Source organism: Streptomyces sp. NPDC025793 (assembly GCF_055558375.1).
Window position 1 is genome coordinate 13,958 of record NZ_JBVHMR010000048.1, and the last position, 12,768, is coordinate 26,725.

Below are 12,768 nucleotides of genomic sequence, written 5' to 3' on the forward strand. Positions count from 1 at the left end.
TCTGCGCTCGGGGGTGACCGTGAAGGTGGGGAGCGAGGAGTGAGTACCGTGCGAGCGCTCGTCTATCACGGACCGGCACAGATCTCCTGGGACGCCGTCCCGGACCCCGGGATCGAGGAGGCCACCGATGCCGTCGTGCGCGTCGACGCCACGACCATCTGCGGCAGTGATCTGCGCATCCTGCGGGGAGACCTGCCGGAGGTGAAGCCGGGGGCCGTCCTCGGCCACGAGGCCGTCGGTGAGGTCGTCGAGGTCGGTGACGAAGTGCACCGTCTGCGCCCCGGGGATCAGGTGATCGTGTCGTCCGTATCTTCGTGCGGCCGCTGCCCGGAGTGCCGTGACGCGAGGTTCGGACAGTGCCGCGGGGGCGGCGGATGGATACTGGGGAGCCTGATCGACGGGACGCAGGCCGAATACGTCCGGGTGCCCTTCGCGGACCACTCCACCACCCGACGCCCCTCCGCCCTGTCGCTCAACGACGCGGTGCTGCTCGCCGAGTTGCTCCCCACCGCCTACGAAGTCGGAGTGCGCAACGGACACGTGTGCCCCGGAGACACCGTCGTCGTGGTGGGTGCGGGACCTGTCGGTCTTGCCACGGTGATCGTCGCGCGCCTGTACTCGCCCCGCCGCATCATCGTCGTGGATCTGGCCCGAGCCCGGCTGGAGACCGCGCTCCGTGTGGGAGCCGATGCCGCCGAATCGCCGGGGACAATGATCGCCGAGCTGGCCGAGGGGCCGGGCGCCGACGTGGTCATCGAGGCCTCGGGCGACCCGGAGGGCTTCGTGCTCTGCACCCGTGCCGTCCGCGCGGGAGGGCACATCGCCAACATCGGTGCGCACGGCGGACCGGCGACGCTGCATCTCGAATCCCTGTGGCGCAAGAACGTGACGATCAGCACGGGGCAGGTGGACACGTCGTCCACCCCGTGGCTGCTGGAGCTCATGGGGTGCGGACGCCTGCCCGTCTCCGGCCTGGTCACCCATACCTTCGGGCTCGACCGCATGGAAGACGCCTACGAGGTCTTCGCGGGCGGCACCGTCTCGGGAGCCCTGAAAGTCGTTCTGCGCGGCGAGCGAACCCAGCAGAACCTCAGCGAAGCCAGCGAGCCCGCGGTCTGACCTTCCGGCCCTCAAGGGCGGATTCGAACGTGAGGCCGATCCAGCAGGCCCAGCCGATCGGCTGCAAGGCCCAGTAGCTGACGACGCGGTAGAAGAACGTGGCGGCGATCGCCTGTCCGGGCTGCATGCCGTACACGACGAGCAACGCCGACAGAGTCACTTCGGCGATGACCAGGTTTCCAGGGGTCAGGCGCAAGGTGCTCGCGATCTGTGTCAGCGCGTAGACGAAGAGCAGTCCGTGCCAGGGTACGCCGACGCCCAGCGCCCACATTCCAGTGGCCAGGCATGCTGCATCGAGCACCCAGTTGAGAACGGCGAAGGTGAACGGCCGCAGCCAGGGAAGCAACCGGGGCTGCACGTCCCGGACTTGTTCCGCCAGCTGGATCAGGGCGTCCTCGGCGTTCACCACTCGCCTGGACCGCCGACCCGTGCGGGCCCACACACCTCTCAGCACACGGCGGAAGCCGGTGAAGCGCGACAGACCGAGGATCACCAGACCGCACACAAGAGCCCCCACCAGCCCACCGACCACGGGACGAACGAAAGCGTCGGGACCGCTCGGGCCCGCCACGAGCACACCCGTCACCAGCAACAGGAACAGGCTCAGGGCCGACAACGCGCCCGCGGTCACCAGGACGGCGGCCGCGAGCGCCTGACCAGCGCCTCGGCGGGACAAGTACCGGAACATCCAGGCGGCCGAGAACGCCGCACCACCCGGCAGCGCGCCCGCCACCGCATTGCCGGCCATCGTGGTGCACGCCGTCCTGCCCATGCTCCACCGCGAGCCCCCCGTCCGCAGCAGCCAGCGGGGCACGGCGGCGAAGCACAGGACGGACATCGCTTCGAACACTGCGGCGACCACCAGGCCCGGCAGGCGTACCCGGGTGATCAGGTGGTACGCCTCCACCAGCTCGTGACGCCGGGAGAGCGCGACCAAACCCGCGGCCACCAGGACGAGCCCGGTGCACAGCCACCAGAGCCGGCCCGGCCCGGCCGCGGCGCCCGGTGTCACGGCGGCCCGCCGAGCCCCGGGAACCTGACCGCGCGACGGCTCGTCCCCTTCGAGGGGCCGCTCGGTCCGCGATCGTGGCTGCCTCAAGGCGCCCCGAGCCCCCTTACCGAACTCCGTACAGCCGGTCGAGGCCGACGAGGAGCACGTGCCCGGCGGCTTCATCGGCGCGCAGTTCCGCGCTGAATCCGGCGCCGCTGTACAGCGCGGGCACGGTGTGCGTCACGTCCTCGCCGCGGTCGGCGAGCAAGGAGAGCAGGTAGCGGATCCGTTGCAGGTGGTTCTGATTCATCACCTCGTCCCAACAAGCCTGACCCACTGACAGCAGAACCCCCGGCGAGGCGCCGTCGTGACCTCTGACGACCACTTCCGCGGCCAGGTCCACACCGTCCGGATGCTTGGGGTCGGGCAACGACCCCTTGGACGCGACCACGGGGCGCGCACCGAAGACCGCCGGGCCGGCGAAGCCGACGGCCCAGTCCCGGCATATCTGCGCGAAGTGCGGCCGTACCACGGAGTCGTCGAAGGCCGGGCGGATCGTCTTCCAGACGTCCACCGTGGCCTGCTGCTCCAACTCGGCCCGGTGCGGGCGTACTGCCGCGTGCTCGAAGGCGAGCAGCGACTCGCAGACCCGCAGCCGGATCAGGTTGGGCCGGAACGCGTCAGGCTCACCGCGCAGCAGACCTACGTCCCGCAGCAGTGCCAACGAGCGTGCGGTGTCCGTCAGCGGGGTGCCGAGGCAGTCGGCGACCTCGCCCTGGGTCGCGCAGCCGGAGGCGACGGCGGCGAGGGCGGAGTGGCACACCGCGCGGTCCGCGTGGTCGATCTCCTCCTGCATCAGGTGATAGGGCTCCCGGAACAAGGGGGTGCGGGGATCGAGTACGCTCCGGCACACCCACGCGTCGAAGTCGTCCGGCCCGCTGGGCGAGTCGTCCGACACGTATGCCCGGCGATACGCCGGCGTGCCACCGACCACGGCGTGCGTCAGCAGGGCGAGGGCGGGGTCGCGGATGCCCCAGAACCGTGCTGCCTGCCGGAAGTCGAAAGGGCGGACCGAGAGATGGAGATCGGCCAGTCCGCGCAATGGCGAGGACGCGCCGAACAGACGCCGCATCATGGGCAGGGAACTGCCGCTCAGCAGCAGGCGTGCACGGTTGGGCAGCCCCGCTTCATGCCTTCGCCGACAGGCGCGGTGCAGGACGGAGGGCAACGACGGGCTCTGCCGTACGAGTTCGGGGAAGTCGTCGAGGACGACCGGCACGCTTCGCGTGTCACCCAGCGCCAACAGGGCGTCGACGGCATCCTCCCAGCCGTGCCACGTGCGCTGCGGGGGTGCTCCGGTGAACCGGGCGAGCACGTCGCCGAGGCGGCTCAGCGATTCGGCCTGTGTCATCTCCTGCGCGTCGAAGTAGAAACCGTTCAAGGCGGAGCTGAGGGCTTCCAGCAACAGCGTCTTGCCCTGCCGGAGACGGCCCGACACCACGCCCAGCCGGGTGTCGGGTCGCAGGTCGCCGACGAAGTCGACGAGCGCTTCCCACTCTGCCTGGCGGTCGAAGATGCTCTCGGGTTTCACGGTGCTGGGGACCTGGGGCAGTGACATGGCCGCTCCTCCTCTTCTTCGATACGGCTCCCCTTCGCGGCCCCTCACGTCGCAGGGCCGGCGCTCGCCCTCGATCTGCCGACCAGGAACCGCGTGGCGTCGGACAGTGTGGTCAGCTCCGGGTAGTCCTCTTCGTCGATCCGGATCCCCGTGCGTTCGTGCAACTGCTCCACCAGGCTGAGGAAATCGAGCGAATCGAGTTCGAGCACGTCACGGAACTTGTCGTCCGGCTCGACCCGGGTGAAGTCCGCGTCGGGGACGATCAGGGTGATCGACTCCTTGACCACGGACAGAGCTTCCGCATCGTCCAAGGGCTTCATCCCACTCACAACTCCTCGGGTTTCTGCAGCAGTCGGTCGACCGCCGTGAGGTAACGGGCGCCGACCGCACCGTCCGTGGCGCGGTGGTCGGCCGCCAGGGTCGCGGTCACCACGGGACGCACGCCGACATTGCCGTCGGCAGCCCAGGGCCGTTCGACGACCGTGCCGAAGCCGACCAGGGCAACCTGGGGCGGATGGATGACGCCGAACACGGCCTCCACGCCCTGATCGCCCAGGTTGGTGACGGTCAGGGTGGCGCCGGACAGCTCGCTGCCGCGCAGCCGTCCTCGGCGCGCCCGTTGCACCAGGTCCTTGAGACGGGCCATGAGAGCGTCGGGCGACAGGGCGTCGGTGTGGGCGATCACGGGCGCGAGCAGTCCGCCCTGTCGGAGGGACACGGCGACGCCCAGGTTGATCGCGGGGCCGGGGACGAATCCGCCGTTCTGCCAGTAGCCGTTGAGACTCGGTACCTCCCTCGCCGCCATGGCGGCGGCCTTCAGCAGCAGAGCGGCCGGGACGAGGCGGTGTGTGGGTGGACGGCCACGATTGAGCCGGCGCAGCCAGTCCATGGCCGCCATGAGGTCGATGGTGGTGGACAGGTAGTAGTGCGGGATCTCCCGCGTGGAGCGGCTCACGAGGTCGGCGACGGCACGGCGCATGGCGTCCGTACGTTGATCCCCCCGGCTGTCGCTCGCTCCTGCCATGCGGGAGCGCTCTTCCGCGTCCCGTCGCCGCGGAGCAGGACGCCCGAGTCCATGCGGCCCGGAGCGCGCCGGAACGGCCGCACGTACGTCCGCCGCACGTACGTCCGCCGCCCGGACGGCTCCGCCGTCCCCCGTGCCGCGTACCGCCGTCAGGTCGACGCCCAGGTCGAGGGCGAGCCGCCGGGCGTAGGGAGTGGCCCGCACTCTGGGGGCCCGTTCCGGCCGGGCGTTCTCCACATCGGCGCGCGTGATCCGTCCTCCTCGCCCGGTGCCGTGCAGCGCCGTCAGGTCGACGTCCCGCAGCACTGCGAGGTGCCGCACGAGCGGTCCGGCCCCGAGCGCCGCGTCGGTCTCGGCCGAGACACTCATCGGGGAGTGGCCTGAACGGGCTGACGCGTGTGCCCGCGGCCCGTCCGGCTCCGCCTTCGCTTCCGCGCGTACCGTCTCCAGGACCGACTGGGGCTCTTCGACCTCCTTCCCCCGACGATTCGGGTGTTCGTGCCGCTCGGCCGGTCTCTGACCGGCCTTCGTACGCGTGGGCGAGCCGTTCGCCCGCCGGCCCTCGATCACCGCCAGCGGCGCGCCCACCGGTACCCGGGTCCCCGGTGACACGAGCAGCCGTCCCACGGTGCCCGACTCGAAGCACTCGACCTCGATGGCCGCCTTGTCGGTCTCCACGACGGCCACGACATCGCCCTTGCGTACACGGTCCCCTGGGCCCACGAGCCACTCCTGGAGCACACCCTGGTCCATGTCCGCCCCCAGCGAGGGCATCGTGAACTCGGCCATCTCAGCCCGCCCTCCCGGTGACCGGCTGCGGGAGCGCCGCATCGGCTCCGCCGGGTACGGGCTCGCCGACGGCTCGGCGTGCGGCAGCCACGATTCCGGTGACCTGGGGCAGCGCGGCCTCCTCCAGCCTGCGTGCGTACGGTATGGGCACCTCGGCGCTGCAGACCCGCTCGACAGCGGCGTCGAGATCGTAGAAGTGCCGTTCGGTGAGGCGCGCGGAGATCTCCGCGGCGAGGCTGCCGGTGCGCCAGCCCTCGTCCACGACGACCGCGCGATGGGTACGCGCGACCGAGCCGCCGATGGTGGTGTCGTCCAGGGGACGAAGGGTACGCAGGTCGACGACCTCGGCGCTGATGCCGTCGCCCGCGAGGTCGTCGGCGGCGGCCAGCGCCTTCGGGAGAGAGCCGCCGTAGGTGATCAGGGAGACGTCCGTGCCGGGGCGGCGGACGGCCGCGTGGTCGATGTCGACCGGGCCGGCGCCGGCCGGCAGGTCGCCGGACGCGTTGTACAGGCTGCCGTGCTCGAAGATCAGTACGGGGTCGGGGTCGGCGAGCGCGGGCGCCAGCATGTACCGGGCGTCGGTGAGGGTCGCCGGGGCCAGGACCCGCAGGCCCGGGATATGCGCGTACCAGCCCTCCAGACTGTGCGAATGCTGAGCCGCGAGCTGGCGTCCCGCCCCGGTGGTCATGCGGATCACGATCGGTACGGACAGCTGGCCGCCCGACATGTGCAGGAGGGTGGCCGCGTTGTTGAGGATCTGGTCCAGGGCCAGCAGGCTGAAGTTGACCGTCATGATCTCGACGATCGGCCGCATGCCCGCCAGGGCGGCACCGATGCCGGCGCCGACGAACGCGGACTCCGACAGCGGGGCGTCCCGGATCCGTTCGGGCCCGAACTCCTCCAGCAGACCGAGGCTCACGCCGAAGCAGCCACCGTACCGGCCCACGTCCTCACCCATCAGAAACACCCGCTCGTCGGTGCGCAGGGCCTCACGCAGGGCCTCGCGCATCGCCTCCCGGTACGTCGTCTTGCGCTCTGAGGGGGCCGTCGGTCCGGCGGAACGCGTGTGGGTCGCGGTCATGACGGGCTCGCCTCCACCGGGCTGGTGACGTACTTCAGCAGATCCCCGACGGGCTCTTCCGCAGCCTGCTCGGCGGCTTCGACGGCAGCGTCGATCTCGGCGGACAAGCGGTCCTCCATAGCCGTACGGGCTCTGTCGGTCAGCTCCTCGGCCTCCCGCAGCCGCAGGGCGAGCCCCTCGACCGGGTCCCGCTCCTTCCAGTGCTCGATCTCCCCCTTGTCGCGGTAACGGTCGGAGTCGTACATGGAATGGGCGCGGAAGCGGTACGTGCGCATCTCCAGGAAGTGCGGCCCGCCACCGGCACGTACCCCTTCGGCGGCCCGACGGGCGGCGTCCTCGACGGCGAGTACGTCCATGCCGTCGACGGCCCAGGAGACCATGCCGTACCCGGCGGCACGCAGCGCGAGGTCGGTCTGAGCCTGGTGCCGGGCCAGAGCCGTACCCATCGCGTACAGGTTGTTCTCGCAGACGAGCAGCAGGGGCAGTCCCCAGAGCGCGGCCAGGTTGGCCGTCTCATGGAACTCACCCTCGGCGAAGGCGCCGTCGCCGAAGAAGCAGCAGGTGACGCGGTTGCGGTCGGCCATGCGGTCGGCGAGCGCGAGGCCGGCCGCGAGCGGCAGCCCGCCGCCGACGATCGCGTTGCCGCCGTAGAAGCGACGGCCGACGTCGAAGAGGTGCATGGAGCCGCCGCGGCCCCGGCTGCACCCGGTGACCTTGCCGAACATCTCCGCCATGATCGCCTCGGCGGGAACACCGCGGGCGAGCGCGTGACCGTGTTCGCGGTACGTCGACACGACCGCGTCGTCGTCCGTGAGGGCCTCGTTGACGCCGACGGCGACGGCCTCCTCGCCGATGTACAGGTGCATGAAGCCCCGGATGCGGGCGGCGCTGTACAGCTCCACGCAGCGTTCCTCGAACCGCCGGACGCGCAGCATCGACTCCAGCAGGGCCAGACGGTGCGCGGCCTGGCGGTTCGGCCGGGTGGCGGGCCGCGCGGTGCGCGGGGCGCGGGTGGTGCTCATGCGGACTGCTCCGTCCTCTCCGTGGAGGAGTCCTCCGAGGCGGAGTCCTCCAGGGTGGAGATGTCGCCCTCGGGCAGACCGAGTTCACGGGCCCGCAGCAGGCGGCGCATGACCTTGCCGCTACGGGTGTGCGGCAGATGACGGTCGAAGTCGATCTCACGGGGGGCCACGGCAGGCCCCAGCCGGCGCCTTGCGAACGCCAGCAGTTCCCGCCTGGTCTCGGGGGTCGCCTCGAAGCCCGGCCGCAGCGTGACGAACGCCTTGACGATGTTCCCGGCGACCGGATCGGGCCGGCCGATCACCCCGGACTCGGCGACCGCCGGATGCTCGATCAGGGCACTTTCGACCTCGAACGGCCCGATGAGGTGTCCTGCCGACTTGATGACGTCGTCGGCGCGCCCGACGAACCAGCACCAACCGTCCGCGTCGCGCCGCACCAGGTCGCCGGTGAGGTACCAGCCGTCCGCGAAGGCCGCTGCCGAACGTGGCTCGTCGTGCAGGTAGCCGCGGAACATGGACGGCCAGCCGGGCCGGAGCGCCAGCTCACCCTCCACACCGGGCTCCTCCAGCACGGTGACCCGACCGCCGACGACCCGGGCCCGGCCGTCCTCCCCGCGCCGCAGCACCGCCGCTTCGACACCGGGCAGCGGCCGTCCCATCGAACCGGGGCGGATCTCGCAGGCGGCGAAGTTGGCGATCATGATGGCGCCGGTCTCGGTCTGCCACCAGTTGTCGTGCACGGGAAGACCGAGCACGTCCCGGCCCCACACCACGGCCTCCGGATTGAGCGGTTCACCGACCGACGCGATGAACCGCAGTGCGCTCAGGTCGAAGGAGCGGGGCAGGTCGTACGGCCCGGTCCGCGGTGTCGTCCGCATCAGCATGCGCAGGGCCGTCGGCGCCGTGTACCAGACGCTCACCCGCTGTTCGGCGAGGATCCGGTACCAGCGCCGGGCGTCGTAGTCGCCCTCGTCCACCACGACCGTCACGCCGTGCATGAGCGGCGCCACGATCCCGTAGGACATGCCGGTGACCCAGCCCGGATCGGCGGTGCACCAGAACACGTCGTCCTGGTGGAGGTCGAGGGCGTACAGCGCGGACGTGTAGTGCGCCACGGCGGCCTCGTGGACGTGTACCGCGCCCTTGGGGATGCCTGTCGTGCCGCTCGTGAAGTGCAGCAGGGCCATGTCGTGAGGCGAGGTCGGCGCAATGGTGAAGGTGTCGGCCGCGTCGGCCATCAGCGCGGTGAACGACACGGTGCCGGGCAGTTCGTCCGCGCCCTCGCCGACGATCAGCACGTGGCGCAGACCGGCGAGTGCGCCGCGTCGCCCGGCGACCTTCTTGCGGTACAGATCAGCCGTGGTGACCATGACCTGCGCGTCGCTCAGCGTGACACGCTGGAAGACCGGATCCGGTCCGAAGGCGGAGAACAGCGGGCACAGGACGCTGGTGTTCTTCAGAGTGCCCAGGACCACGGTGTACAGCTCCGGACACCGGCCCAGCAGCGTCACCACCCGGTCGCCATGACCGATCCCGAGGCCACGGAGCACGTTGGCGAACCGTGCCGTGGAACGGGCCAGCTCCTCGTACGTCACCGAGGTGACCGAGCCGTCCCGCCCGACACACCGCAGCGCGATGACCGTCGCACGGGCCGACGCCGCGTGCCGGTCCACGGCCTCGTGCGCGATGTTCAGTCCGCGCTCGCCGGGCAGTCCCTGCAGTCCGGCCCGCGCGTCGGACCACGAGAAGCCCGCGCACTCCTTGTCGTAGTCGCCCAGATTGGGGGCGACGGGAGGAAGGGTGCCCTTCTGGATGGTCTCCCACGGCATGCCGGATCCTCCTTCCCTCGGGTCTGCTTCGAGCCTCCGTCCCGGCCGCGCCGGCCACACTGGGTCGAACGGCCTTCGCTCGTGGCCGGACGGCTCAGGCCCGGGGCCATCGCGCGGCCGAGACGACGACGGGGGCGCGTTCCCGACGGGCGACGGCTCGCCGGAGCGGCTCTTCCACGGGCCGGCAGTGCTGAGACCACTTCGTCGGTCCCGTAGCTGGACGGGAACGTGGCGCAGCGCGGTGCGGAGGCCGGCGTACGCCCTCCTCTTCCACGAGGCCGAGGTGCGCGGTGGCGCCCTGGACGCGGTACACGCCTGGCGAACGCGAGTCGCCCTGCCTGCTGCGCGCGGCAACCGCGGCACCCGGCTGCCTGCGGCGCGTCGTGACGATCCGTGTGCGGAGTCTGCTCGGCCGAGAACGAGAGGCACGGGTCGAAGCAGTCGACGACACGCCCGCCGGACAGTGCCCCGAGCCCCCTGTCTCTTGGGGGCCGAACGGCACTCACGGGGACCGTGGGGCCCCTACCGCGCTGATCTGCGGCACTGGACGGTGGAAGACGTACGGAACCGGCGAATCAGGAGCGGAGGGCCGTGCCATGTGGACACCGGATCTCCCCGGCGACCAGCCCTCCTTCGGTTCGCCCGGTCAGGGAGCCCCGCACGGGCGTGACGATGGCCGGAACCCCCTCGAACGGCCGGTGGACAGACTGGAACGCAGGCTTCGCGTCTTCCTGACGGCGCTGGCCCTGCTGGCCCTGCCACCCGCGGTGTGGGGTGCCGGACAGGCGACTTACAGCCACCACATGCATGTACGACGGACACAGCTGGCCCGGTTGCATCCCGTCACCGGGCGTCTGCTGACGGACGCGCGGTCCGACAGCGACCGTCCCGGCGCGCAGTCGGGCTTCCACGCGCTCGTGCGCTGGAGCGACCACAACGGCGCACACACAGGAGTGGCGCCGGTGCGGCCCTGGAGCCACCGGGGGGCTACCGCGGCCGTGTGGCTGGACGCCCGCGGCGTCATCGCGGCCCCGCCGGAGGGGCGGGATGTCGCGGCGACCGTCGGCGTGGCGGTGGGCTGTGGGACCGCGCTCGCGGTCGTCGCCGGCGCGTGCGGTACGCGGTGGGCCGTCGGACGGTGCCTCGCACGCCGCCGCGCGGTCCTGTGGACCCGCGAATGGGAACGCGTCGAGCCCGAGTGGACGGCGCGTCGTCGAAGCTGAGCGCGGCTCCGTGCGGCCATGCGCTCAGTGGCGTAGGTCTGGCGTTGTTGCCGCGCCTCGCGCAGCGTGGGAGACGAAGGCGCGACCGCCCGAGCGGCGTGAGAGCCATGGGAGAGGTGGACCAGATGGACAAGGACGTCTCCGGACCGAAGGTCGTGGTCGGTGTCGACGGATCGCCGTCTTCGTACGCGGCGCTGCGCTGGGCCGTGCGCTACGCGGGCCTCGTGGGCGGCGCGGTGGACGCGATCGCCGTGTGGGAGCTGCCGGGCCTGTACGGCTGGTCGGCGCCCGCCGTGGACATGGACGTCGACGAGGACGAGACCAGGCAGAAGATGAGGCAGGAACTGGCCGACGTGCTCGGCGAGAACGCGGCGGACACCGTACGGACGCACGTGGTGCACGGCAACGCCGCCGACGTCCTGTTGCGGGCCTCCGAGGGCGCCGAGGTCCTGGTGGTCGGCAGCCGGGGCAGAGGCGGTTTCGCCCGCGCTCTGCTCGGTTCGGTCAGCCAGCATGTGTCGCAGCATGCCGGCTGCCCGGTGGTGATCGTGCGCGCCGAGCCGTCCTGAGCCTTCCGCCGAGGCCCGGGTGCCCCCGGCGGAATCACGGTAGGACCGCTCGGAGGGATCACTGGAAGGCAGCGTGGATCTCCTGCTCGGTGGCCTCGTGCGATTCGAGCAGGAGTTCGTCGCCCGGCAGGAGCCTCACGTCGGGGCTCGGCACCGTGGGACGTCCGGCGCGCACGACGGTGCCGGCCGGCAGTGTGATCTCGCCCAGCGCGCGGTCCGCCGCCCCGGGAGCCCTCGGTGATCGCGGTCTCGATGACCTCGACACCCGCCTTGCGCAGCCGCGGGAGCGCCACCGTGTCCGTGGCACCGGTGGCCTCCTCGATCAGGGAGATCGGCGGGGTGGCCGCGGGCACTGCCGTGTCCACTCCCCACCGCCCCTCGAAGAGCCAGGCGTTCTCCGCGTCGCTGACGCGCGCGGCCACGCGTGCCACCCCGAACTGGCGCTTGGCCAGCAGGCTGATGACGAGGTCGGCCTCGTCCCGGCCGGCGGCGGCGATGACGAGGTCGCAGGTCAGCGCGCCCGCACGCGCCAGGAGTACAGGTCCGTGGGTGCGGACCGGCGACCGGCCGCCGGTCGACCGCCAGCACGCGCAGACCGCGCCCGGCGGGCCCTCCCCGTTCATGGCGTCACAGCGAGCGAGAGGCTCCAGCGGCGCTTCCTTCACGCACGCGAAGTAGGTGCCGTCTCCGGCGCGGTGCACGGTGCTCATCAGCTTGCGGGCGGAGTCGAAGGGATGTTCCGCCGCCCTTGGCGTACGGGCCTCCTCGACCGCCGGATCCGCGCCCGCCTTGATGGCGGTCACCAGCAGGGCGCCCTCGGTGGTGTCGCCGAGCACCCGCCACCCGTCCCGGCCGGCCGGGGGCACCAGCCGGGCGTTGCTGCACAGAGCCGCCGTCCGCAGCAGTTCCCGCACCGGTCCGGCATCGGCGATCTTCCCGACGGGGGCGTGCCCCACCCCGGACACGGCGTGCGGCCGCCGTTCGACCACAGCTGTACGACGGTCATCTCGGCCTGCGTGAGCGTGCCCGTCGTGTCGGTGCACACCACGCTGGTCGAGCCGAGCGCCTTCACCGCGAGCAGTCGTTCGACGAGCGTGTCGGCGGGCCATGCGGCGGACGCCGATGGCCGGGGAGACGGAGTGCGTGGCCGGCAGACCTTCGGGCGCGAGCGCCACCATGACACCGAGCGAGAAGACGAACGTGTCCACGAACGGCTGCCCGCTCGGCCGGCGCACCGCGAACAGGGCGGCCCCGGTGGCGAGCGCGGCGCCCGCCACTCGGCGGGCCATGACCGCGACCTGACGTTGCAGCGGGGTCTTCTGCCGGGGTGCCGCGGCGGTGAGCCGGAAGATCCGCCCGAGCTCGGCGGCCGTCCCGGTGGCACGTACGACGGCCCTGCCCGTGCGCGCCACCACGTCCGTGCCCATGAACACGAAGTTGCGCACCTGAAGCGACGGTCCGGTCGGCACCGGTCCGCGCGACGGCATCGCTCTCGCCCGTGGG

General features: G+C 71.7%; 11 protein-coding genes and 1 pseudogene. 4 read left to right on the top strand and 8 right to left on the bottom strand.

Translation table 11 applies throughout. The features are described 5' to 3' along the window. Window positions 1–48 precede the first annotated feature (48 nt). Complete coding sequence (locus tag ACZ4MF_RS42050; protein ID WP_467498794.1) at window positions 49–1,119, top strand: alcohol dehydrogenase catalytic domain-containing protein; 1,071 nt, start codon at window positions 49–51, stop codon at window positions 1,117–1,119. Here ACZ4MF_RS42050 and ACZ4MF_RS42055 read toward each other — a convergent pair. The 7 genes from ACZ4MF_RS42055 to acsA form a co-directional block, all read right to left on the bottom strand. Continuing rightward, window positions 1,091–2,131: a lysylphosphatidylglycerol synthase transmembrane domain-containing protein gene (locus ACZ4MF_RS42055; protein WP_467498738.1), complete on the bottom strand. Its 1,041-nt coding sequence runs from the start codon at window positions 2,129–2,131 to the stop codon at window positions 1,091–1,093. The two genes, ACZ4MF_RS42050 and ACZ4MF_RS42055, sit on opposite strands and share 29 nt — an antisense overlap. 103 nt (window positions 2,132–2,234) lie before the next feature. Further along, window positions 2,235–3,728, bottom strand: coding sequence for an AAA family ATPase (locus ACZ4MF_RS42060; RefSeq protein WP_467498740.1), 1,494 nt, complete (start codon window positions 3,726–3,728; stop codon window positions 2,235–2,237). A 44-nt stretch (window positions 3,729–3,772) separates the two neighbouring features. Continuing rightward, window positions 3,773–4,048, bottom strand: coding sequence for an acyl carrier protein (locus ACZ4MF_RS42065; RefSeq protein WP_467498742.1), 276 nt, complete (start codon window positions 4,046–4,048; stop codon window positions 3,773–3,775). A 5-nt stretch (window positions 4,049–4,053) separates the two neighbouring features. Next, window positions 4,054–5,541 (bottom strand): 2-oxo acid dehydrogenase subunit E2, encoded by a 1,488-nt coding sequence (locus tag ACZ4MF_RS42070; RefSeq protein ID WP_467498744.1) that lies wholly within the window; start codon window positions 5,539–5,541, stop codon window positions 4,054–4,056. A gap of 1 nt (window position 5,542) precedes the next feature. Continuing rightward, window positions 5,543–6,622: an alpha-ketoacid dehydrogenase subunit beta gene (locus ACZ4MF_RS42075; RefSeq protein WP_467498746.1), complete on the bottom strand. Its 1,080-nt coding sequence runs from the start codon at window positions 6,620–6,622 to the stop codon at window positions 5,543–5,545. After that, the gene (pdhA, locus tag ACZ4MF_RS42080; RefSeq protein ID WP_467498748.1) at window positions 6,619–7,644 is read right to left on the bottom strand and encodes a pyruvate dehydrogenase (acetyl-transferring) E1 component subunit alpha; all 1,026 of its coding nucleotides are present in this window, start codon (window positions 7,642–7,644) and stop codon (window positions 6,619–6,621) included. The genes ACZ4MF_RS42075 and pdhA overlap by 4 nt, the downstream gene beginning before the upstream one ends. After that, entirely contained in the window at window positions 7,641–9,473 is a 1,833-nt protein-coding gene (gene acsA / locus ACZ4MF_RS42085; RefSeq protein ID WP_467498750.1) for an acetate--CoA ligase, read from the bottom strand. Before acsA ends, pdhA begins: the two co-directional genes overlap by 4 nt. Window positions 9,474–10,069: 596 nt before the next feature. Here acsA and ACZ4MF_RS42090 point away from each other — a divergent pair. Together ACZ4MF_RS42090 and ACZ4MF_RS42095 are read left to right on the top strand one after the other, a co-directional pair. Beyond that, window positions 10,070–10,696 carry an Rv1733c family protein gene (locus ACZ4MF_RS42090; RefSeq protein WP_467498752.1) on the top strand — a complete coding sequence of 209 codons (627 nt, stop codon included), beginning with the start codon at window positions 10,070–10,072 and terminating at the stop codon, window positions 10,694–10,696. A gap of 125 nt (window positions 10,697–10,821) precedes the next feature. Continuing rightward, window positions 10,822–11,265 carry a universal stress protein gene (locus ACZ4MF_RS42095; protein ID WP_467498796.1) on the top strand — a complete coding sequence of 148 codons (444 nt, stop codon included), beginning with the start codon at window positions 10,822–10,824 and terminating at the stop codon, window positions 11,263–11,265. Window positions 11,266–11,675: 410 nt separating this feature from the next. On the opposite strand, the pseudogene ACZ4MF_RS42100 reads toward ACZ4MF_RS42095, so the two are convergent. Then, a pseudogene (locus ACZ4MF_RS42100) lies at window positions 11,676–12,443 on the bottom strand (hypothetical protein); the annotation flags it as partial. Here ACZ4MF_RS42100 and ACZ4MF_RS42105 point away from each other — a divergent pair. After that, entirely contained in the window at window positions 12,409–12,567 is a 159-nt protein-coding gene (locus ACZ4MF_RS42105) for a hypothetical protein (protein WP_467498798.1), read from the top strand. The pseudogene ACZ4MF_RS42100 and the gene ACZ4MF_RS42105 overlap by 35 nt on opposite strands. Window positions 12,568–12,768: the final 201 nt, after the last annotated feature.

Bases quoted from the DNA above. Each gene is read 5' to 3' on its own strand.
- ACZ4MF_RS42060 (WP_467498740.1), bottom strand. From the start codon at position 3,728: ATGTCACTGCCCCAGGTCCCCAGCACCGTGAAACCCGAGAGCATCTTC.
- ACZ4MF_RS42065 (WP_467498742.1), bottom strand. From the start codon at position 4,048: ATGAAGCCCTTGGACGATGCGGAAGCTCTGTCCGTGGTCAAGGAGTCG.
- ACZ4MF_RS42070 (WP_467498744.1), bottom strand. From the start codon at position 5,541: ATGGCCGAGTTCACGATGCCCTCGCTGGGGGCGGACATGGACCAGGGT.
- ACZ4MF_RS42075 (WP_467498746.1), bottom strand. From the start codon at position 6,622: ATGACCGCGACCCACACGCGTTCCGCCGGACCGACGGCCCCCTCAGAG.
- pdhA (WP_467498748.1), bottom strand. From the start codon at position 7,644: ATGAGCACCACCCGCGCCCCGCGCACCGCGCGGCCCGCCACCCGGCCG.
- acsA (WP_467498750.1), bottom strand. From the start codon at position 9,473: ATGCCGTGGGAGACCATCCAGAAGGGCACCCTTCCTCCCGTCGCCCCC.
- ACZ4MF_RS42090 (WP_467498752.1), top strand. From the start codon at position 10,070: ATGTGGACACCGGATCTCCCCGGCGACCAGCCCTCCTTCGGTTCGCCC.
- ACZ4MF_RS42095 (WP_467498796.1), top strand. From the start codon at position 10,822: ATGGACAAGGACGTCTCCGGACCGAAGGTCGTGGTCGGTGTCGACGGA.